Annotated in this window: 20 protein-coding genes and 1 pseudogene; 11 read left to right on the top strand and 10 right to left on the bottom strand. The window is 60.6% G+C overall.

What is annotated here, in order from left to right; genetic code table 11:
* Positions 1 to 19: 19 nt before the first annotated feature.
* Positions 20 to 291 (top strand): annotated as a pseudogene (locus tag A4A58_RS31790) (transposase); the annotation flags it as partial.
* Positions 292 to 645: 354 nt separating this feature from the next.
* Here A4A58_RS31790 and A4A58_RS01270 read toward each other — a convergent pair.
* The 10 genes from A4A58_RS01270 to A4A58_RS31785 all read right to left on the bottom strand — a co-directional run bounded on the left by A4A58_RS01270 (position 646) and on the right by A4A58_RS31785 (position 9,634).
* Positions 646 to 1,431 (bottom strand): amino acid ABC transporter ATP-binding protein, encoded by a 786-nt coding sequence (locus tag A4A58_RS01270; protein WP_283804885.1) that lies wholly within the window; start codon positions 1,429 to 1,431, stop codon positions 646 to 648.
* On the bottom strand, positions 1,428 to 2,204 hold the full coding sequence (locus A4A58_RS01265) for an SDR family NAD(P)-dependent oxidoreductase (RefSeq protein ID WP_068729082.1): 777 nt from the start codon (positions 2,202 to 2,204) through the stop codon (positions 1,428 to 1,430). Before A4A58_RS01265 ends, A4A58_RS01270 begins: the two co-directional genes overlap by 4 nt.
* Positions 2,201 to 3,184, bottom strand: coding sequence for an NAD-dependent epimerase/dehydratase family protein (locus A4A58_RS01260; protein WP_068729080.1), 984 nt, complete (start codon positions 3,182 to 3,184; stop codon positions 2,201 to 2,203). Before A4A58_RS01260 ends, A4A58_RS01265 begins: the two co-directional genes overlap by 4 nt.
* Position 3,185: 1 nt before the next feature.
* Positions 3,186 to 3,857, bottom strand: a complete 672-nt coding sequence (locus tag A4A58_RS01255; RefSeq protein WP_068729078.1) for an amino acid ABC transporter permease — start codon at positions 3,855 to 3,857, stop codon at positions 3,186 to 3,188.
* 9 nt (positions 3,858 to 3,866) lie between these two features.
* A complete protein-coding gene (locus A4A58_RS01250; RefSeq protein ID WP_068729076.1) occupies positions 3,867 to 4,538 on the bottom strand; it encodes an amino acid ABC transporter permease in 672 nt (223 codons plus the stop codon).
* Positions 4,539 to 4,613: 75 nt separating this feature from the next.
* The gene (locus A4A58_RS01245) at positions 4,614 to 5,477 is read right to left on the bottom strand and encodes a substrate-binding periplasmic protein (protein WP_068729074.1); all 864 of its coding nucleotides are present in this window, start codon (positions 5,475 to 5,477) and stop codon (positions 4,614 to 4,616) included.
* A 34-nt stretch (positions 5,478 to 5,511) separates the two neighbouring features.
* On the bottom strand, positions 5,512 to 6,423 hold the full coding sequence (locus A4A58_RS01240; RefSeq protein ID WP_068729072.1) for an allantoinase PuuE: 912 nt from the start codon (positions 6,421 to 6,423) through the stop codon (positions 5,512 to 5,514).
* Positions 6,424 to 6,434: 11 nt separating this feature from the next.
* Positions 6,435 to 6,944 (bottom strand): ureidoglycolate lyase, encoded by a 510-nt coding sequence (locus A4A58_RS01235; RefSeq protein ID WP_068729070.1) that lies wholly within the window; start codon positions 6,942 to 6,944, stop codon positions 6,435 to 6,437.
* A gap of 200 nt (positions 6,945 to 7,144) precedes the next feature.
* A complete protein-coding gene (locus tag A4A58_RS01230) occupies positions 7,145 to 7,765 on the bottom strand; it encodes a GntR family transcriptional regulator (protein WP_139069766.1) in 621 nt (206 codons plus the stop codon).
* Positions 7,766 to 8,230: 465 nt separating this feature from the next.
* Positions 8,231 to 9,634 carry a hypothetical protein gene (locus A4A58_RS31785; protein ID WP_068729066.1) on the bottom strand — a complete coding sequence of 468 codons (1,404 nt, stop codon included), beginning with the start codon at positions 9,632 to 9,634 and terminating at the stop codon, positions 8,231 to 8,233.
* A gap of 649 nt (positions 9,635 to 10,283) precedes the next feature.
* Between A4A58_RS31785 and A4A58_RS01220 the strand changes: the two genes are divergently transcribed.
* The 10 genes from A4A58_RS01220 (at position 10,284) to flgK (ending at position 19,346) form a co-directional block, all read left to right on the top strand.
* A complete protein-coding gene (locus A4A58_RS01220) occupies positions 10,284 to 10,946 on the top strand; it encodes an RNA polymerase sigma factor (RefSeq protein ID WP_081421721.1) in 663 nt (220 codons plus the stop codon).
* Between the two features lie 136 nt (positions 10,947 to 11,082).
* Complete coding sequence (locus A4A58_RS01215; protein ID WP_068729062.1) at positions 11,083 to 11,907, top strand: flagellin; 825 nt, start codon at positions 11,083 to 11,085, stop codon at positions 11,905 to 11,907.
* A gap of 64 nt (positions 11,908 to 11,971) precedes the next feature.
* Positions 11,972 to 13,657 (top strand): flagellar filament capping protein FliD, encoded by a 1,686-nt coding sequence (gene fliD, locus A4A58_RS01210; protein WP_068729060.1) that lies wholly within the window; start codon positions 11,972 to 11,974, stop codon positions 13,655 to 13,657.
* Between the two features lie 2 nt (positions 13,658 to 13,659).
* Positions 13,660 to 14,055 carry a flagellar protein FliS gene (locus A4A58_RS01205; protein WP_068729058.1) on the top strand — a complete coding sequence of 132 codons (396 nt, stop codon included), beginning with the start codon at positions 13,660 to 13,662 and terminating at the stop codon, positions 14,053 to 14,055.
* 193 nt (positions 14,056 to 14,248) lie between these two features.
* Entirely contained in the window at positions 14,249 to 14,515 is a 267-nt protein-coding gene (locus A4A58_RS01200; protein WP_068729057.1) for a hypothetical protein, read from the top strand.
* A gap of 343 nt (positions 14,516 to 14,858) precedes the next feature.
* Positions 14,859 to 15,521, top strand: a complete 663-nt coding sequence (locus A4A58_RS01195) for a flagellar hook assembly protein FlgD (protein WP_068729055.1) — start codon at positions 14,859 to 14,861, stop codon at positions 15,519 to 15,521.
* 21 nt (positions 15,522 to 15,542) lie between these two features.
* Positions 15,543 to 16,811 (top strand): flagellar hook protein FlgE, encoded by a 1,269-nt coding sequence (gene flgE / locus A4A58_RS01190; protein ID WP_068729053.1) that lies wholly within the window; start codon positions 15,543 to 15,545, stop codon positions 16,809 to 16,811.
* Between the two features lie 35 nt (positions 16,812 to 16,846).
* A complete protein-coding gene (locus A4A58_RS01185) occupies positions 16,847 to 17,086 on the top strand; it encodes a hypothetical protein (protein ID WP_139069765.1) in 240 nt (79 codons plus the stop codon).
* Positions 17,087 to 17,093: 7 nt separating this feature from the next.
* Entirely contained in the window at positions 17,094 to 17,549 is a 456-nt protein-coding gene (locus A4A58_RS01180; RefSeq protein ID WP_068730363.1) for a flagellar basal-body protein FlbY, read from the top strand.
* A 27-nt stretch (positions 17,550 to 17,576) separates the two neighbouring features.
* Positions 17,577 to 19,346 carry a flagellar hook-associated protein FlgK gene (gene flgK, locus A4A58_RS01175; protein ID WP_068729049.1) on the top strand — a complete coding sequence of 590 codons (1,770 nt, stop codon included), beginning with the start codon at positions 17,577 to 17,579 and terminating at the stop codon, positions 19,344 to 19,346.
* Positions 19,347 to 19,354: the final 8 nt, after the last annotated feature.

The raw sequence follows: 19,354 nt of genomic DNA, 5'->3' as shown, positions 1-19,354 counted from the left end.
CCTAACACGTTCCCGATTGGTCGATGTCTATTTTTGTGACCTTCGGTCTCCCTGGCAGCGCGGTTCAGGCGAAAATACCAACAGATTGCCGCGCCAATATCTTCCGCGTGGCACGGATCTGTCCCTGCATAGCCAGACTAAGCTCAGCGCAATAGCAAGACAGCTCAATGAAACGCCGCGAAAGAGACATCGCTCTATCAAACCCCAGCTGAGAAGTTTTCAGAATGTGTTGCCGCGATTTTCGAGGAAGGTAAAATCGACCTTCCTAAGGGAGAGCCGGCGACATTCTGAGCGACACGGTAGTGACATCGAGCATCTCGTTTCGCGAAGACCAGATCGGGAGGGGCTTTCGTGCCCCACAATTAGCCGATGCGGCAGTTGGTGATTACTCTCAGCGGTATGCTCGAATTCAATGCTGCGACTGGCACGATCCTCACAATGATGACGGATAACGTCGTGACCGCATCAACTATTCTCCTGGCGATGTCGGCTGGACCAATCGTACCGAAAATGCTTTTCGACAGCGCTGTAGGCATGTTGCTCAAGGAGAGAAACGGCCGGTGACTACTGGCGCGATATCAACCGGATACTTATGCTGGCCAGAGCGCTTTAGTGACGGATTCTGGCGCAAAGCGGACGCTTCGGTCATCGATGCATAATTTGCTTAAGGAATGCACGGGTTCGGTCCTGTTTCGGATCCGAGAAGAAATCGACCGGCGCGCCTTCCTCGATGATCCGGCCAGCGTCCATGAACACCACGCGGTCGGCGACCGTGCGCGCGAAGCCCATCTCGTGGGTGACGCAGACCATGGTCATCCCTTCGCGGGCGAGGCCGACCATGACGTCGAGCACCTCCTGGATCATTTCCGGATCAAGCGCCGAGGTAGGTTCGTCGAATAGCATGATCTGCGGCTTCATGCACAGCGCACGCGCGATGGCGACGCGCTGCTGCTGGCCGCCGGAGAGCTGGCTCGGATATTTATCAGCCTGTTCGGAGATCCGTACGCGCTCAAGAAAATAGCGCGCAACCTCATCAGCTTCCTGCCTCGTTGCGCCGCGGATCTTGCGCGGCGCGATGGTGAGGTTCTGCAGCACGGTCAGATGCGGAAACAGGTTGAACTGCTGGAATACCATGCCGACATCGCGGCGGACCACGTCGACATTGCGCGTCGAGTGATCCAGCTCGACGCCATTGACCATAATGCGGCCGTCGCGATGTTCTTCCAGCCGGTTAATGCAACGGATCATGGTCGACTTGCCGGACCCCGAAGGCCCGCAGATCACGACGCGCTCGCCGCGCGCCACCGTGAAGTTGATGTCCTTGAGCACCTGGACGTCGCCATACCATTTGGTGACGCCGGACATCTGAATGATCGGCGCGGACGTTTCTGCAGGCGCTTGCTCCATGGTGCTCTCCGAAACGTTGCTCATGACGCCATCCAGCCGCCATCGACGAGAATGTTTTCGCCCGTCATGAAAGTTGCCTCGTCGGAGGCCAGAAACAGCGCTGCATTGGCGACGTCGTCGGGACGGCCCAGCCGCGGCATCGGCGTGCGGCTGGTGGAGTAGTCCATCCAACGCGGCTCCGCAGCGCGGCCCGGTTTGCCGGTGACGATCTTGCCGGGCGCGACTGCGTTGCAGATGATGTGATCCTTCGCGTAGTCTGCCGCGATCTGTCGCGTCATGTAGATGACCCCGGATTTGGAGGTGCCATAGGCGATGTCTTCCGGGCAGGCGATCATGCCGTGTTGCGAGGAGATGTTGACGAGGCGGCCGCGGGCCTCGTTGCGGATGTCCTGCGTCAGCATCTGGTTGACGGCGGCGCGCGACATCAGGAATACGCCGGTGAGATTGACCGCCAGCGTCCTGTCCCATTCGGCAAGGCTGGTGTCGGTCAGACGCTTGCCGGTGCCGATGGCGGCGTCGTTGACGAGCACGTCGAGGCGGCCGTAGCGCGCAACGGTCTGTTGGACGGCGCGGACGGTGTCGTCCTCCGAGGCGACGTCGATCTGGATGAAATCGACCTCATAACCGTCTGCACGCAGCAGCTCCAATGTCGGAGTGCCGCCCTCGCGCACGTCCATGGTGAGATCCGCGAGCATGAGCCTCGCGTCCTCGGCAGCAAATCGGCGGGCGATGGCGCGGCCGATGCCCGAGGAGGCGCCGGTGATCAGAACGGATTTTCCAGCCAGACGCTTGCTCATGCGGGTTCTCCTGCCTGCGGCAACCAGCCGAGATAGTCGCGCGCCGCATCTTCCAGATGAAATTGAGGCTTGAAGCCGGCATCCGCGGCCAGTCGCGCAATGTTCAGCGGCGCACGGTCCTTCGGCAGGCCATAGATTACGTTGCCCTCCGCCTCGATCTCCGCCATCCGCCAGCGGAAGCCGGGTATGTGCGTCGCGATGATCTCGCACCATCGTGGCAGATCGGACAACACACCGCCGCTGACGTGATAGGTGCGGTGCTTCAGCGCGTCGGAGGTGCTCACCCTCGCGACGCCGAGGGCAGCGTCACGGGAATAGATCCAATCGCCGGCCATGCTGCGCGGGAGAATCGCTTCACGGCCGTCGAAGGCCATGCGGAGCACCTGATAATGCGGGCTGAGTGCATCGCGGACACCGGTCTGCAATTCCCATGGGCCAAAGGCCGGCCCGAGCCGAATCACGCGCACATCGAGCTTGTGAAGGTCGGCGATCCGCAGCGCCGCCTGTTCCGATGCGAGCTTTGTGATGCCATAGAGTGCGGCTGGCGCCGGCGGCGACAAATCCTCCTCGAACAGGCCCGATGCGGCCGGTTGCGAGAAGCCGTACACTGCGACCGAACTGAGCACGGTGACGCGCTTGATGGCGGGCCGCAGTGTTACGCGTTCGAGCAGATTGACGGTGCCGCCGATATTAACGTCGACGATCTGGCGCGCAGCGTCATGCTCGCGCTGCGCATTCGGCGTCATCGCGGCGGTGTGGATCACGCGGTCGATGCCGGCCATGTTCAACGCGCGGTCGACGTCGTCGGCGCTTGTGACATCGCCGGTGACCAGCGTAGCGCCGGCGAGTTCGGGGCGCACCAGCATGTCGTGGCCGGGGGCTGAGAGGTCGAAAAGGATAACGGTCTCGCCGTCGGCGATCAGGCGTTCGGCGAGCGCGAGCCCGATGAAACCGCTGCCGCCGGTGATCAGTGTGGCCATGTCAGCGGGCTTTCAGTGCTTGCCGCTCCAGCCGCGCCACCCAGCGCGCGAACGGATACAGGATGACGAAGAAGATCACGGCGGCCGCCATCAGCGGCGTCGGGTTGTAGGTTTGCTCCTGGGCGACGCGGGCTGAGCGCAGCAGCTCAGGCAGCGCGACCAAGGCGGCAATTGGTGTCGCCTTGACGAGTTCTAGCGAATTGCTGGCGAGCGGCGCCAGCACGTTGCGGATCGCCTGCGGCAGCACGATGGAGAACACCACATGCAGCGGCTTGAAACCGAGCGCCCGGGCAGCCTCGGTCTGGCCGTGGGGCACGGACAAGATGCCGGCGCGGAAGATCTCGCCATAGTAGCCGGAATTGTTGAGCACGATGGCTAGCACCGCCGCGGTGAAGCTGCCGAGCGTCAGGCCCAGAAACGGCATGCCGTAGAAGATCAGGATCAGCAGCACCACCACGGGAAACGACCTGAACAGGTCAATATAGATCAGCAGCGAGATATTCACCCAGCGGTTCTTGAAGCTGTACAGCACGGCGATGGCGAGGCCGGCGAGAATGCCGAGCGGCAGCGCCACCACCGCGAGGCAGACTGTATAGATCAGCCCCTGCAGCAGCAGCGGATAGACCCGCAACAGCGACTCCCAGTTAGCGAAATTGTCCAGGAAGTCCTGCATGCGATCCGCTCAACGCCCCGTGCTGTAGCGATATTCAATCCACCGGCTGGCGATCACCAGCGGCAGGAAGAAGGTGAGGTAGAACGCCGCGGCCAGCGTCAGCGGCGAGGGATTGGCGACCAGCGCCATCACGCTCTGCGCCTGTCCGAGCGTTTCTGGGAGCGATACGGCGGTGCCGAGCGCGGTACCCTTGCTGATGGAGATGGCGCGGTTGGTCAGAAGTGGGATCGCGAGGCGAATGGCCTGCGGCAGGATGATGGTGACCAGCGTCCGCAGCCGGCTGAAACCAAGTGCGCTGGCGGCGTCCCATTGTCCGCGCGGCAGCGCCATGATTGCGGACCAGAAGATCTCGGTGGAAAAGGCCGACAGCACCATGCCGAGCGCCAGCACAGTGGTCGCGAAGGGGGACAGCGTCGGGCCCAGATAAGGCAGGCCGAAATAGATGAAGACGATCACGACGAGCTGCGGCAGCGTGCGCAGCACGTCGACATAAGCGGTGATGATAAAATTGACGGGGCGCAGGTTGGCGCAGCGCAGCAGTGCCAGCGACAGGCCGAACAGCGTGCCGCAGACAATAATCAAAAGCGATACGATGACCGTCGTGCGAAAGCCCGCGAGGACCTGGGGGAAGGCGCCCGCGATGACTTCTGCATTGAAATAGTATTCGACGATCCGGTCCATCGGGTGTCCGCCAACCGCAGTCGGACCGGCTCGGGCCGGTCCGGTGTTCGCAGCTATCTTGTCAGGGCAAGTGCCTTACTTGCACTTCGGGACGTGCGAGGTCGGCTCGAAACCCTTGAAGCCGGGAGGGCCGTAGCCGAAATACACGGTGTCGATGGCTGAGCCGGCATCGGGTGCCGCGCCATACCACTTCTCGTGTAGCTTGCGCAGACGGCCATCCAGTTTCATGCATTCGATGACCGCCTCGACCTTGTTGCGATATTCGGTGTCTTCCAGCCGGAACGCATAGGCAAAGTTGCGGCCGTTGAAATCCTTGAAGCCGACCTTGATCGCCTTGTTCTGGCTGGCGGCATAGACGGTCGTCGGGATCTCATTGAGCGCTGTGAAGGCGCGGCGCGTCAGCACGGCCTGCACCGTGTCGGGGAATACATCGTAACGCTGCACTTCGAAGCCGTATTTCTCGGCATTGGCGGTGGCCCAGGTATCCGAGATGGTGCCGCGGTTGACGGCGACGGCCTTGCCCTTGAGATCCTCGAAGCTCTTCATCTCGTCGGCGGCGCGGACGATGAAGCCGTTGCCGGTGGAGAATAGCGGCTCAGTATAGAGCATGCGCTCGGAGCGTTCGACAGTGAGGTTGAGCGGGTTGACGAGGAATTCGGCGCGCTTAGCGAATAGCGCCGCGAACAAGCCGGAGAAATTGATGTCGACGATCTCGACCTTCGGGCGGCCGAGATCTTTACCGATCTCGTTGATCAGATCTGCACCGAAGCCCTCGGGGCCGTTGGGGCCGCGCACCATCCACGGCGCGACGCCAAAGTCGGACGCGACCACCATCGGCTTGTCGGACGGATGATCGGCTTCCTGCGCGCTGGCGCCGCCGGCGAATGCCGCAGTCGAAAGCATCAGCGTGAACAGCCAATGCGTGGGTTTCAGTCTCATGGGGACGTCCTTTCGGGTGCGGATGTGGTGGAGATCAGGGCGTGGGGGGATGAGTGGCCTGCCAGTGACGGGCGATGTCGCCGCGCCGGCAGACCCAGGCGTTGTCGTGCTTGGCGACGTGATCGAGGAAGCGTTGCAGGCCAGCGGCGCGGCCGGGATGGCCGATCAGGCGGGTGTGCAGTCCGACCGACATCATCTTCGGCGCGGTGGCGCCTTCCGCGTAGAGCATGTCGAAGGCGTCGCGCAGATAGACGAAGAAATCATCCGCCGTTGCCATCGCGCCGCGGCTGAACTTTGCGTCGTTGTTGGCAAGGCCGTAAGGCACCACGAGATGCGGCTTGCCGAGCACACGTGTCCAGTACGGCAATTCGTCGTTATAGGCGTCGGAGTCGTAGAGGAAACCGCCTTCCTCGACCACGAGGCGCCGCGTGTTCACGCTCGGCCCATAGCGGCAATACCAGCCGAGCGGACGCTCGCCGGTGGTGCGCTTGAGGCTCTCGACGGTCCTGCGAATGCGCTCGCGTTCGTCGGTCTCGGACAGCAATGGATGTCGCTCCCAGCGCCAGCCATGGGCGCAGACATCGTAGCCATATTCGTGAATGGCGGCGCAGGCTTCGTCGTTGCGTTCCAGCGCCAGCGCGCAGCCCATGACGGTGGCGATCATGCCGCGCTCGGACAGAAGGCGCAGCACGCGCCAGAAGCCTATGCGGCTGCCATATTCGAACATCGACTCGGCGGCGAGGTCGCGGCCCTCGAAGCCGCCGCCGCCACCTTCGGTCAGGGCCGTTTCGGTGACGCCGTCGCCATCGGCGAACGACGGCTCGGAGCCTTCTTCGTAGTTGATGCAGAAGTTGAGTGCGATTCTCGCTGCGCCCGGCCATTGCGGATGCGGCGGGGTGCGGCCGTAGCCGACGAAGTCGCGCGTGAGGTGATCATCATGTGGCATCGTTGCGATCCCTATGCGCTCTGCGGCATCACGGCGCGAACGTCGCCAGCGATATCGACGAACACGTCGTCGTCCTGCCGGCCGGTCATGCCCATGGCGACAGCGAATTCCATGGCCGCGCCGAGAACGGTCATGGGATGATGCCAGACATTGCGGGCGAAGGTGATGCTTTGATGTGCTCCGGCGATGAAGCACCGCAGGGTGGCCACATCAGGCAGGCCATCCGGGCCGGCATCGCACACGATCGCCAGGTATTGGCTGCTGCCGAGCGGGATGAAGGTCTGGGCGGAGAACGGATGACGCTCGAGCGTCGTGATTGGCAGGGGCAGATTGCCGAGCCTGGCGGCGCTGCTGATCCAGAAGGAAAAGGTGGTGGCGTCCTCGGTGCGATCGTCCGATGTCGGAAGATAGCGCCGGCGCACGTCGATCGGTCGCTCGGCTACATCGCCGAAGGCAGCAAAGGCGGCCGGGGACAGCGATTCGGCCGCGACGGTATGGGAAGCAGTGTGGTTCGGCGTCATTCAGGCGGGTCATCTGGTTGGTCGGCCTGCTGCGAAGCGGCTCGATATTCCACTGGTATACCAGTGAACCGCCCATGCTGATTTCAGTCAAGCTTCGAAGCCAGGGAAGCTGCGTTAAATTTGGACGGAGTCCGACAAAATTGCGGGCAGCTGCAGAATTTTCGGACATGCAGCCCGCAGGGCTTCTGCCTGATCTCGACCTAGCCGTGAGGCTCGGGCAGGAAGATCCCGAATCGTTCGAGCAACCCCTGCCGCACATTAGTGAGATGCAGGATCATCGCCTGACGGGCTGCGGCGGCATCACGATCGATGATGGCATCGATAATCGCCAGATGCTCGCGGGTGGCGGGCAGCAGCCGGCCAGGGTGGCGCTCCACATTGCACATCCGGATCTTCTGCCGGATTTCTCCAATCAGCTTCTCGAGCGAACGATTGCCGCAATGCCGCGCGATCTGGTCATGAATTTCATCGTCGAGCGTCCAGTGAACCGTCCCGGACACTGTCGACGCAGCAATGATCTTCTCCAGCGCGGCCCTGATCGGTGCAAGGATATCCAGCGCGATGCGGGTCGCCGCAATGAAAGTCGCTTCGCTCTCCAGCACCATGCGGAGATGGACCAATTCGAGCAATTCTGCCATCTCGATTGTGCGGACCACCACAGTGCCGTTAGACAATTGCTCCAGCCTGCCTTCGCCCAGCAACCGGCTGATGCCAGCCCGCAGCGGTGTCCGCGAGACTTTCAGCCGCAGTGCAAGCCGGCGCTCTTCGATCACCTCGCCGGGCTGCAACTGTCGCGACTCGATCAGGTTGTGCAGCTTCAAATAGGTTGCGTCTGTTATGCTGCCATTGGTCCGTGCCGGGCGTTTGCTGGTTGATTTCTTTGCTTTGTTGACAGAAGGCACGGACGTTGCTTTCGACGATTGGATAGAAATGCCGCCATATCGGTAGACGTACGGTACGTTCTCGCCGCTGGCCAAGCCGAAGCTCTGGATGAGCCACCCATTCTCAATTGGTGTCGCCTTTTATGCAAGACTTCGCGAAATTCCGCTGTCTTTGGATCTCCACATGGCCGCTTCCGGCGCAAAGTGACGTCCGACTGCTGCTGCGATGTCTCACAGGGATGCAAAATCCGGAGGGGCGATCTCATTGATCCGGTAGCACGCGACGAAGTGCTCGTCATGAACCAGTCCTCATGGGGCCCGACGACCAGGTCGCGCATACGCGGCGATATCTCCTCCTCTCGGTTCTTCAGAATCTAAAATAGTGAGGCGCGCAAGGCGCGCGAGCTAGTTCGTACGGCTATGCCTTGTTCGGTCAGGAAGGCTCGAATCTGGCTGATGGTCGCTGTTCGGCGCGAGACCAATCGGGAACGAACCCGATGACAGGCTTGATTCTGGCGCATGCAAATCATGCTTGGCGCGTCGGCGCTTGAGCGAACTGAAGCAGTTCGGCCGCAGACGCTCCGATACGTCGGTCATCAGTGTCCATGCGTAGTCCTCGATCTGGAGAACGGACCTGACTTCGTCCTCCCAGCCGCAGAGCACAATCTCCATCTGCGAAAACCCGCCATTGTCAGCGGCAAACGCTGTTGCTGCTGCTTCCACTGACTCGGCGATGTCACTCGTGCTGCCTGCAAGGATGTCCCTGATCACGACTGTGATCAGCCCGCGGCCGCCGGCGGCACCTTTCATGACGAGGTGAGCTTCCGGAGCCTGATGGCGTTCGAACCTGCGCCCCAATTGCATTTGTTCAGCGAATTTTTCCAATGGATGATCATCATTGTTACAGGCATGAGCGAGGATCGTGCTGTCGGCGCGCGGCTTCACATCATCTTTCTGCCAGTAGGTGTTTGGCAGCCAGGCGGTTTCGATCTCCCGCTGAGCATTTGTGAGCGCCCATGCCTGATCCAGCAGGAAGGACTCCGGCAGATTGGAGTGCCTGCAGGTGAGGCGCCGCCAGATGTCGAGCAGCGCTTCGGCGCGCTCGGTCTGATGGAAGAACAGCGCGCCAGTATTCATCACGCCATTCGGGCGGCGGTTGACTGCGAAGTCACAGCCCAGCGCGTGCGGAAGCAGCGGAAGATTGGCGAGCCGCGCCTGAGCGTCGATCCAGAATACCGGGCGGCATGCCTGGCTCCACTGCTCGATGATGAAATCGACTTTCGACATTCCTTGCCGGGCGTTGCCGGTGTCCGGTGATATCTGCGTTACGACGTGATCGAGGCCCAGCCGCTTCAGGTCTGCGGTAAGGCCGACATCCTTGTCCTGAGTGGTTGAGCCCTCGAATGACGAGATGAAAAGCGTATCCTGCTTTCGATATAATCCGGTCGGCACCGCGAGCGGCTTGACGCCGCCCCACCACACCTGATGCGGCGCATCCGCGCCCTCGGCGCCGAGTGACCCGTGTGCATGTAGTTTCGACTTCAGGCCGTCGAAGGCTGGGCTCTCACCAACGAGCAAAATGACGATTGCATTCTCGTGCAGGGATTCAATCAGCGCCTGAACGCGCACAGCGTGCGTCGCTTCGAACACAATGACCACAGCGCCGGGCTGAGATACAGCACTGACGCCATCCCAGTCGACAATGCCATGGCACCGGCTAATTACCTGACGCAAGCGCGCAAGTTGAAGCGCGCCCAGTCGCGGCGTGCGCGCATGCTGGCGGAGGATATCGTCCAAGCTGTCGTTCATCGCCGCCTGTCCCGTTCGTTTGAATGCTTTGACTGATACGAACGAGCCGGCGTCGTCAGGCGAATATCTCTGCGATGCGTCGGCACCATATGCTTCTATGTGTTTCAGATCGACGCTATTTGTTTCTATTGTGTGTATCTTCATTGCGCGTGCGCATTGAATGCACGTGGTCAATGTTCTGAAACAAAAAAGATCGCGACGCGCCGCAGATGAGCACTGCGTGCAAGCGTTTTTTCTTTTTCCGAGGACGCAGTCCGCTATTTTAAAGTTGCGATTCGGCAAGAATTTCCCAGTGAGAGCGTGGCTTTGCTTGCTGTCGAATCCATCGCTGCAGAGTTGCCGGCATCGGTCTTCGATTGCTGAGTAATGTCGTATCGCTGCAGGTGTTGTCGTTGTGTGCGTAAGAATTCTTTGCATCGCTCGCTGCAGTCGATGCGATTTCTCGAGATACTTTGATGACACGTTCACATCAGGCCCGACGCGGTCGCAACAGCCAGAGTAGAAATTTCTGCCTAGTTCTAGGCAGCTTTTTCCCATCAAGTATTTGTAAAATAAGCAAAAATCATCGCCTGATCGTCGTGCGCCACCCGTTCAAGAGTGAGAGGTCGACCAGAACGGCCGTTTGTCGGCGGAGAAGTGGGAGAAGGGCATGACGTACGCGCTCCAGATTGCAGACGCTGTCGAGACAGTGCCGGTGCAGCTCGAAGCTGCGGGGGATTCTCTGATGCTCAACGCGTGCGAGCCTGCGGGCGATAGCGACGAGGAGTTGCTGGACAGACTAGCTGCAAATGACGAGACGGCGTTCAGATGTCTTGTCGAGCGTCATATCGATCGTGCGTTTGGCATTGCGCTTCGACTTCTGGGTAGTCGTGCCGATGCCGAGGATGTGGTGCAGGATACGATGCTGAAGGTCTGGACGCATCGCGGGCAATGGGAGCACGGCCGCGCAAAATTTTCGACATGGCTCTACCGCGTTGTCACCAATCGCTGCATCGATCTGCATCGTCGGCCACGCACCGACAATGTCGATGCTGTGCCGGAGCCAGCCGACATCAAGCCCGACGCGTTCAGCACGATGCAGCGTGATGAAGTGGCCAAATTGCTGGAGACGGCGATGCAGCGTCTGCCCGAGCAGCAGCGTGTCGCGGTGATCCTGTCCTATCATGAAAACATGAGCAACGGCGACATCGCCGAAGTCATGAACACGACTGTGTCCGCGGTCGAGTCGCTGCTCAAGCGCGGGCGGCAGCAGCTGCGTGAAATTCTGCGCCGCCATGAGCCGGACATTCTGCACTCGTTAAGCGATTGCTAACCATAAATATCCGGTCCCGAAATAAACTGCGCCTGAATTGTGAGGGCCATTCCGTTTAGCGAATGGACGGGGGCTGGCCTGCGTCCAGAGGTCCCCGATCGGTCCGCATCCGCGGCCACATTCAAGGAGCAATTTAATGCCCGTTATTTCAACCAACACCGCGGCCAATTCTGCAGTTCGTTACCTGAATATCAATTCGTCGCAGATGTCGAGCTCGCTCTCGAAGCTGTCGAGCGGCTCGAAGATCACGCAGGCATCCGACGACGCAGCCGGTCTCGCCATCTCGACGCGCATTTCATCCGATGTCACCACGCTGCAGCAGGCCGCAACCAATGCGTCGCAGGCGACCTCGATCCTGCAGACCGCCGATGGCGGTGCCTCAAACATCAGCGACATTCTTTCGCGTATGAAGTCGCTGGCTTCGCAGTCGTCATCGGCCACTGTCACCGACAGCAGCCGCGCCTATCTCAATTCGGAATTTACCGCGCTGAGCGATCAGATCGACAGCATTGCGACCGGTACGCGTTATAGCGGGCAGAGCCTTCTCGACGGCACGAGCGCTTTCGCTGCGGGCGCTTCGGTACTCGTCGGCTCCACCTCTGCCGACACCATCACCGTGACGCTCGACGATCTCACCTCTGCCACGCTCGGTGTCGACACCCTCGATATCAGCACGCAGGCGGGTGCGACGGCAGCCATCGACGCGCTCGACACTGCGATCGATACTGTCTCGGGCGCACGTGCGACGATCGGTGCGCAGGAATCGCGCTTCAATTTCAGCGCCAGCTCGATCTCCACACAGTCCCAGAATCTGCAGGCCGCCAATTCTGCGATCACCGACGTCGACATCGCGGCTGAGCAGGCCAAGCTCTCGTCATCGCAGGTGAAAGTGCAGGCCGCTGTCGCCGCGGAATCGTCGGCGAACCAGATGCCGCAGTATCTGCTGAAGTTGCTCGGCTAGACCATAAAAGTCGCGAGCCGGCGGCAGCGCCGGCTCGCACTCTCGTGCAGGAAAGTAAGGCGGCATGGCGACGGTGACGAGTTCGACTTCCGCGGCAGCAACTGCGGCCTTGGCGACGACCACGTCCGGCACAAAGACGACGACCAGCGTCGATTGGGACGCCTTGATCGAGGCCCAGGTTGCAACCAAGACCGCAGCGGCGACCACCATCCAGACCAGTATCACCGCCAATGAGGCCAAGATCTCGGCCTATCAGCAGTTGCAGACACTGCTTACGACGCTGACGACCGACACGACCTCGCTCTCCAAATCGATCGTCAATTCATTGTCGTCGAGCGCCTATGGGGCAAGATCGGCGACCATTACGTCCACTGGTGACGTCAGTGCCAGTTCCGCTGTGTCGATGGCTATCAGCAATGGTGCTGCGACCGGCGATCACACGCTCACGGTGACGCAGATCGCCACGGCTCACAAGGTGATCGGGACAGCCGTTGCCGACAAGAGTGCGGATCTGGGCCTGGCCGGTATCTTCTCGATCGGGCTGGAAGGCGGCACCAGTGCCGATATCTCGATCACCAGCGGCATGACGCTGGAAGATCTTGTCGACACGATCAATGCACAGACATCGACGACAAACGTCCAGGCCTCGATCATCCAGATATCGAGCAACCAGTATGAGATGATCCTGAGCGCGACCGAGGACAATGCAAACATCACGACCAGCGTCGTGTCAGGCGACGACGCCCTCACAACGCTCGGCGTGACAAACAGCTCCGGCGCATTCACGGATGTGCTGCAGGAACCGCAACCCGCAATTTTCAGCGTCGACGGCATTACCCTGACGCGCGATACCAATAATGTTACTGACGTGCTAAGCGGCGTCTCCTTCAGTCTGCTGCAGAGCACGCCGTCCGGATCAACGGTCAATATCAGCATCGAGGCCGACACGAGTTCGATCCAGACGGTGTTGCAGCAGTTCGTGACATCCTACAATGCTGTACGCGATTATGTGACCTCCCAGCAGACGCTGTCGTCGAGCGGAACCGCGGATTCGAGTGCGGTTCTGTTTGGTGACAGCACGATGCGTAGCGTCATGACGCAGATGGAGCAGGTCCTGAATTCCATCATCGGCGATCTATCGATGACCGATCTCGGGCTGTCGTTCTCTGACACCAACGATCTTGTGCTCGACACAAGCACGCTCGCCACGACCCTGGCCGACAATCTTGACGGTGTCATCGCGCTACTCGCGACCAAGACGACAAGTTCTTCGGGCGCCCTTGCTGTGGTCAATACCAGTTCATCGCCGCCGTCGTCCTTCGTGATGGATATTGCGGTGGATAGCTCCGGCGCATTGTCGGTGTCGGTCGGAGGCGATAGTTCGCTGTTTACCGTGTCCGGCCAGACCATCATCGGCAAGGCCGGTACGATCTATTCCGGCATGGCCTTCACTTATAGCAGTACGTCATCAGCGTCGGTGACCATCAAGTCAACCACCGGGATTGCGGCGCAGATCAACGCAATCGCGAGTGCCGCGTCGAATGAGAATACGGGATCGCTGCAAGATCTGATCACTAATCTGCAATCTCAGGACGACCGTATGGAGCAACAGATCGATGACATCAATGAGCGCGCCGCAGTCTATCGCGCGATGCTAGTTACCCAATATGCCAAATATCAGTCGGCGATCTCGTCGGCCAATTCCACCCTGGACTATTTGTCCGCCCTTCTCAACGCGTCGAGTGACTAGTCATGCAGCATCAAGAAAATTTTCAGGCGGCCCAGGCCTATCGGCAGGCGGCGGTTGCGGTGCCGCCGTTGCGGGCCGTGGTCATGATGATCGATGGCGCGATCACGGCGCTGCAGAAGTCGGTGGCGGCGTCAGAAGACAAAAAATTTGAGGAGAGCCACGATCTGATGATCCGGGCGACTGCCATCCTGCGCGGGCTGAGCCACAACCTGAATTTCGATCGCGGAGGCGAGGTCGCGGAGGGCCTGCACGCCACCTATCATACGCTGATCATGGCCTGCCTGCGGTCGTTCGGCCAGCCCAACGCGGCGCAGTGCTATGGCCGCATCATTGCGAGCCTGACCGAGCTTCGTGACGCCTGGGTTGTCGTCGCCCGGAGCACGGCAAAGCCCGTCTGACCGGACCGATACCGGCGGGCAGGGTAGGGTCATTGCACCTGCAAGGTTTAGGATCATTCGACGTCTTTTTGTGGTTGAAAAGTCGGGGCAGCATTGCCTCGCAACCCGGTCTGTTTTAGGACGCTGGCGTGACAGTCTCAACCAGGGCTGACATGCACCGCACGATCAAGTGCGTGCCGGGCGAGTTTCCAGAATGGACATTCCCGAGTTTGAAGACCTGCTGGGTCGGCACGGTGAAGACGTGTCGAGCTGGCCAGAGGACCGGCGGGACGCCGCGCTCGCATTGCTGCGGACGTCGGAACAGGCGCGTGCGGCCTTAGCCGAGGCGCAACTGCTGCGACGCGCCTTGTCGCCAGGAACCGTGCGTGCGCCGGATGGTCTGGTTGACCGGATCATGCAGAAGGCCCGGCAATCCGATGTGGCTCCCACAAGACCGGCAACCAAGCCCGATAAAAACTAGCCGACCTCCCGCTACGGTGATTTCACCCCGCCAATGATCGCGGGTAGATCGCGCACGACTGCATTCTGATCCGGACAGCCGCCCAATCGCCTCCTTCAATGTTCGGGGCAATTTTTGCCGCGCGCGTGGCACGCGTGGTCTTTGCATCTGATTTCGCAAAACCCCTGCGGCACAGCGGCTTCTTGCAACGACGTGCGATGGTTCACGCACCCGATCGGCCCGCAAAGAATCTTTGCCTGAATGGCCAGGACGGCCCGTTTCAATAGGGAACGGACTTCACGAGCACTTCTCTTACTTATGCAATTCCGCAGCGCCGTGCGCGCGGAAATGGCCGGAGCACGCCATGACTGTAGCTGCAACGACGTCGACCGCGACCACGACAGCCTCGACAACGTCGTCTTCGTCGGTGACCTCCGCCATCACGTCGCAGCAGTTTCTGAGCCTGCTCGTAACCGAATTGCAGAACCAGAATCCGCTCGACCCGACCAATTCGACCGACTTCATCAATCAGCTCACGTCCTACGCGAATTTCGATCAGCAGCAGACGCTGAACAGCAATATGAGCACGCTGGTGTCGTCGCTCAACAGCCTGCTCACGTTGAATTCGTCGAACTACATCGGCCAGACTGTCACTGCGAAAACCGATACCGGCACGCTGAAGGATAGCCAGATCTCGTTCGGCTATTCGCTGGAGTCCGCCGCCTCCGATGTCACGCTGAGCGTCAAGGATTCATCCGGCAACACAGTGTGGACCGGCAGCGGAACGACGACCTCCGGCACCAACAGCTTTACCTGGGACGGCACAACGACGGACGGCACGCAGCTGACCGACGGTGGCCAGTACACGCTCAGCGTCTCGGCGACCGATAGCACCGGGCAGTCGGTCTATGGCTACACGACCGTCACCGGAAAGGTGACCTCGATCGACAACTCGTCCGGCACTCCGATGCTCAACATCGGAAGCACATCCGTGAGCACCAGCAACGTCATCGGCGTGACCTCTTAATTTCATTCTGGAGTACTGATTATGAGTCTTTCCGGCGCGCTATCGTCTGCGATCTCCGCTCTCAACGCCCAGAGCTCGGCGCTGGCGATGATTTCCGACAACATCGCAAACTCATCGACGGTCGGTTACAAGACGACGTCGGCGTCGTTCGAATCTTTGGTAACGAGTTCATCGAGCGCATCGTCCTATTCCTCCGGCGGTGTGTCGACGCTGTCGAAGTCCAACATCACGACGCAAGGCCTGCTGACTGCGACGTCGACCTCCACCAACATCGCGATCCAGGGCAACGGTTTCTTCCCGGTGACGACGTCGCTGACTGGCGGATCGACACTCTATACGCGCAACGGCGCGTTCACGACGGACTCCGACGGATATCTTGTCAATAACGGCGCATATCTCCTGGGTTGGCGCACCGATGCGTCAGGCAATGTGATCGGCAGCGCCAGCAGCGGCAACCTCACGGCGATCGACACCAGCGTGGCGCAGACCAGCGGCAGTGCGACGACGACGACGACCTTCTCGGCCAATTTGCCCGCCGATGCGGCGGTTGGTGATACGTTTACGACATCCATGTCTGCCTATGACTCTTTGGGAACCTCAAGCTCGATCCAGGTGACGTGGTCAAAGACTGCCGACAACACCTGGTCTGCGAGCTTCGGCCAGCCGACTCTTTCATCCGACTCGACGGTGACGACGGCCGCGACGCCAACCAGCACAGTAGCGGTCACGTTCAATACCGATGGCACCCTGGCAAGCACAACGCCAGACCCTCCCGTGCTTGCGCTCACAGGATCGACCACCGGCGCAGCCGACAATACGATCACGCTCAATCTCGGAACGGTGGGCGGAACCGATGGTCTGACGCAGTATGCGTCCGGCCTGTCCACGCCCGCGGTCAATATCACGCGCATCGAGTCCAACGGACTTGCATTCGGCAAGCTGAGCAACATCTCGGTCGGTGACAACGGGGTCGTCAATGCCACTTATTCGAATGGCCAGACCATTGCGATCTACAAGATTCCGGTGGCGACCTTTGCGGCGGCGGACCAGTTGGAAGCCCAGAGCAACGGGTTGTATTCGACCACGGCGGAGTCAGGCACCGCCGCTTTGCAGGAATCCGGAACTAATGGCGCGGGCACCATTTACGGCAGCGAGCTGGAATCCAGCACGACCGACACGAACGAGCAGTTCAGTAGCATGATCTCGGCGCAGCAGGCCTATTCGGCTGCATCGCAGGTGATCACCGCGGTCAACAAGATGTTCGATACCTTGATTTCGAGCATGCGGTGATCGGGATGGTAGTCGAAACGGACGACGATGCGTTGATGCGGCAGCTCGATCGGCTGATCGCGGTTGCGCGGCGCATCGAGGGCGGCGACCGGCGTATGATTTTGGCGTTGCAGGGCGATCTAAACACCTTGCGGGCCGTCTTGCATCAACGGCGCGATGCACTCGCGCAGAAACTCAACATCGCCAGCGCACGCAGCAAGGCGGCGACGACATATTCACGGATAGCCTCACTTGGACGGCACGCCGTTGCCACAACCCATTCGATCACGGAGTGACTACATGATGACTCGAAGCCCACCGCTGCAGCCCGCGGGTGCCGATGACGGATCCCGCATCGAGGATCTCATCGAATTGATCGAGCGCCTGATCGACGTCGTCACCGAGGAAAATATCGCTCTGGCCATGGGGCTTCCGGCCTCGCAGTCGCAGCACACAGCGACCAAGCTCGAATTATCCGAGCTGTTCGAGGCGTGGGTCAAGGAAGTCGACCGCAAGAACATGATGCTCGGCACCCAGGATCGCCAGTTGCAGACGCGTATCCTTGGGCGGCTCGAACAACTCCGTACCGTGATGGACGAGAACGTCACCCGCCTGCGGGCGGCGATCGAAGCGAGCCAACGTCGCATCGATGCGGTCATGGTGGCGATCCGGGAGCAGATGTCGGACAATGCGCCTTATGGCGCCAATGGTCGCGTCAGCGCGCAATCGGCATCCTACGCACGCAACGTGCGGATTTGAACCCAACCGCAAAATGAGGTCGCCGCCGTGTCGCTGGAGATAGCCCGCAGCATTGCCGTCAGCAGCCTGATGGCTAGCCAGGTTCAGATAAGTGTTTCCTCGTCGAATATTTCGAACGCGGACACTACCGGCTACACGGTCAAGACCGCCAATCAGGTGGCGACCACCAGTGGCGGCGTCGGCACCGGCGTGTCGATCACGGGTATCACCAGCAGCGTCGACCGCCTGCTGTTCAAATCGCTGATCTCCGCCACCTCGGACCTCGGCGCAGCCGACATCAACACCGATTATCTGGACCGGTTGCAGGCGCTGTATGGCAGCATGACGGGAGCGGACGATACCGGCACGTCGATCGCCAATACCCTGGCATCCCTTGAAACCGCCGTCTCGTCGCTGGCCGGTACCACCAGCAGCGCATCTTTGCAGGCCAACGTCGTCAGCGCACTCGACAATCTCGCCTCGCAACTGCGCGAGACGTCGTCGGGGATCCAGCAACTACGCGGGACGGCCGATGCTGCGATTTCCTCCGACGTCGATCAGGTCAATGCCAATCTGACGGCCATCGCCAGCCTGAATGCCCAGATCAAACAGGCGGCGGCCGCCGGCCAGCCGACTGGCGATCTTGAGGACCAGCGCAATGTCGCGCTGCAGACCGTCGCGTCGAAGATGAATGTCAGCTACTTCATCTCATCGACCGGCGATATGCAGGTCTATACGGCATCGGGCCAAACGCTGGTCGATAGCAGTGCGCATCTGCTCAGTTTCACGGCTGCATCGTCCGTCACAGCCAATGTCAGCTACACCGCGGGTTCCTCCAGCGGATTGAGCGGTATTTCGGTCAATGGCGTCGATGTGACCGCACAGATCACATCCGGTGAGATCGGCTCATTGCTCAGCCTGCGTGATAGCGTGCTGCCCGCAGCGCAGTCGCAGCTCGACCAGCTCGCCAATACGCTGGCAGACAGCCTGAACGCCGCGAACAATCAAGGCACGTCACTGCCGCCGCCGACGACGCTGACCGGGACCACGACGGTCACCGCGGCGACCGCGCTGGATGCGACCGGCACAGTGCGCATCGCCGTTGCCGATCAGTCCGGTAGCCTGGTGTCCTACGCGGATCTCGATCTGTCGACCTATGCGACGGTGGGCGACCTGGTCTCTGCGATCAACGGCATTTCTGGCCTGAGCGCGTCGATCAATGCCAGCGGTAAGGTGGTGATTGCCAGCACCAGTAGCACCAACGGTATCGCCATCAACGAGATGACGAGTGCCGTCGGCAGCAGCGCGATCGGTCTGTCGGACTATCTCGGCCTCAATGACCTGGTGACCGGAACCGGTGCGTCCAACATTGCCGTGCGCAGCGATCTCCTGAGCAATTCCGGTCTGTTCGCTGTCGCGACCCTCGATGCGTCGGCGACGTTGACCACAGGCAGCACGGTGCTGAGCGCAGGCGCGACCGATGTGGTTGACGAGATCTATTCGGCACTGACGGATTCCCGCACATTTGGCGCGTCTGGCGGGCTCGGTTCGTCGACCGGCTCCTTTGCCGACTATGCGGCCACCGTGATTGCCAATGTCGCGTCAAAGGCGACGTTGGCAGCGACCACCTATACGTCGAAGTCGACGGCGCAGTCGTCATTTGCAAATGCGCTGGCTTCGCAGTCAGGCGTCAATCTCGACGAAGAGACCGCGAAGATCAGCACGCTGCAGAACCAATACACCGCCGCATCGCAGCTCATGCAGGCCATCAATGATATGTTCTCGTCACTGATCGCCGCGGTGCAGAGCGCAAGCTGACGGGAGCT

Source organism: Tardiphaga robiniae (assembly GCF_001618955.1).
GTDB classification, from domain to species: domain Bacteria; phylum Pseudomonadota; class Alphaproteobacteria; order Rhizobiales; family Xanthobacteraceae; genus Tardiphaga; species Tardiphaga robiniae_A.
This window is presented reverse-complemented; position numbering and strand designations above follow the sequence as displayed.

What these genes read in the sequence shown, in the direction of transcription:
- A4A58_RS01235 (WP_068729070.1), bottom strand. Translation starts at nt 6,944, where the DNA reads ATGACGCCGAACCACACTGCTTCCCATACCGTCGCGGCCGAATCGCTG.
- A4A58_RS01220 (WP_081421721.1), top strand. Translation starts at nt 10,284, where the DNA reads ATGACGTACGCGCTCCAGATTGCAGACGCTGTCGAGACAGTGCCGGTG.
- A4A58_RS01265 (WP_068729082.1), bottom strand. Translation starts at nt 2,204, where the DNA reads ATGAGCAAGCGTCTGGCTGGAAAATCCGTTCTGATCACCGGCGCCTCC.
- A4A58_RS01240 (WP_068729072.1), bottom strand. Translation starts at nt 6,423, where the DNA reads ATGCCACATGATGATCACCTCACGCGCGACTTCGTCGGCTACGGCCGC.
- fliD (WP_068729060.1), top strand. Translation starts at nt 11,972, where the DNA reads ATGGCGACGGTGACGAGTTCGACTTCCGCGGCAGCAACTGCGGCCTTG.
- A4A58_RS01200 (WP_068729057.1), top strand. Translation starts at nt 14,249, where the DNA reads ATGGACATTCCCGAGTTTGAAGACCTGCTGGGTCGGCACGGTGAAGAC.
- A4A58_RS01180 (WP_068730363.1), top strand. Translation starts at nt 17,094, where the DNA reads ATGACTCGAAGCCCACCGCTGCAGCCCGCGGGTGCCGATGACGGATCC.
- A4A58_RS01250 (WP_068729076.1), bottom strand. Translation starts at nt 4,538, where the DNA reads ATGGACCGGATCGTCGAATACTATTTCAATGCAGAAGTCATCGCGGGC.
- A4A58_RS01215 (WP_068729062.1), top strand. Translation starts at nt 11,083, where the DNA reads ATGCCCGTTATTTCAACCAACACCGCGGCCAATTCTGCAGTTCGTTAC.
- A4A58_RS01195 (WP_068729055.1), top strand. Translation starts at nt 14,859, where the DNA reads ATGACTGTAGCTGCAACGACGTCGACCGCGACCACGACAGCCTCGACA.
- A4A58_RS31785 (WP_068729066.1), bottom strand. Translation starts at nt 9,634, where the DNA reads ATGAACGACAGCTTGGACGATATCCTCCGCCAGCATGCGCGCACGCCG.
- A4A58_RS01245 (WP_068729074.1), bottom strand. Translation starts at nt 5,477, where the DNA reads ATGAGACTGAAACCCACGCATTGGCTGTTCACGCTGATGCTTTCGACT.
- A4A58_RS01260 (WP_068729080.1), bottom strand. Translation starts at nt 3,184, where the DNA reads ATGGCCACACTGATCACCGGCGGCAGCGGTTTCATCGGGCTCGCGCTC.
- A4A58_RS01270 (WP_283804885.1), bottom strand. Translation starts at nt 1,431, where the DNA reads ATGAGCAACGTTTCGGAGAGCACCATGGAGCAAGCGCCTGCAGAAACG.
- A4A58_RS01255 (WP_068729078.1), bottom strand. Translation starts at nt 3,857, where the DNA reads ATGCAGGACTTCCTGGACAATTTCGCTAACTGGGAGTCGCTGTTGCGG.
- A4A58_RS01205 (WP_068729058.1), top strand. Translation starts at nt 13,660, where the DNA reads ATGCAGCATCAAGAAAATTTTCAGGCGGCCCAGGCCTATCGGCAGGCG.
- flgE (WP_068729053.1), top strand. Translation starts at nt 15,543, where the DNA reads ATGAGTCTTTCCGGCGCGCTATCGTCTGCGATCTCCGCTCTCAACGCC.
- A4A58_RS01185 (WP_139069765.1), top strand. Translation starts at nt 16,847, where the DNA reads ATGCGGCAGCTCGATCGGCTGATCGCGGTTGCGCGGCGCATCGAGGGC.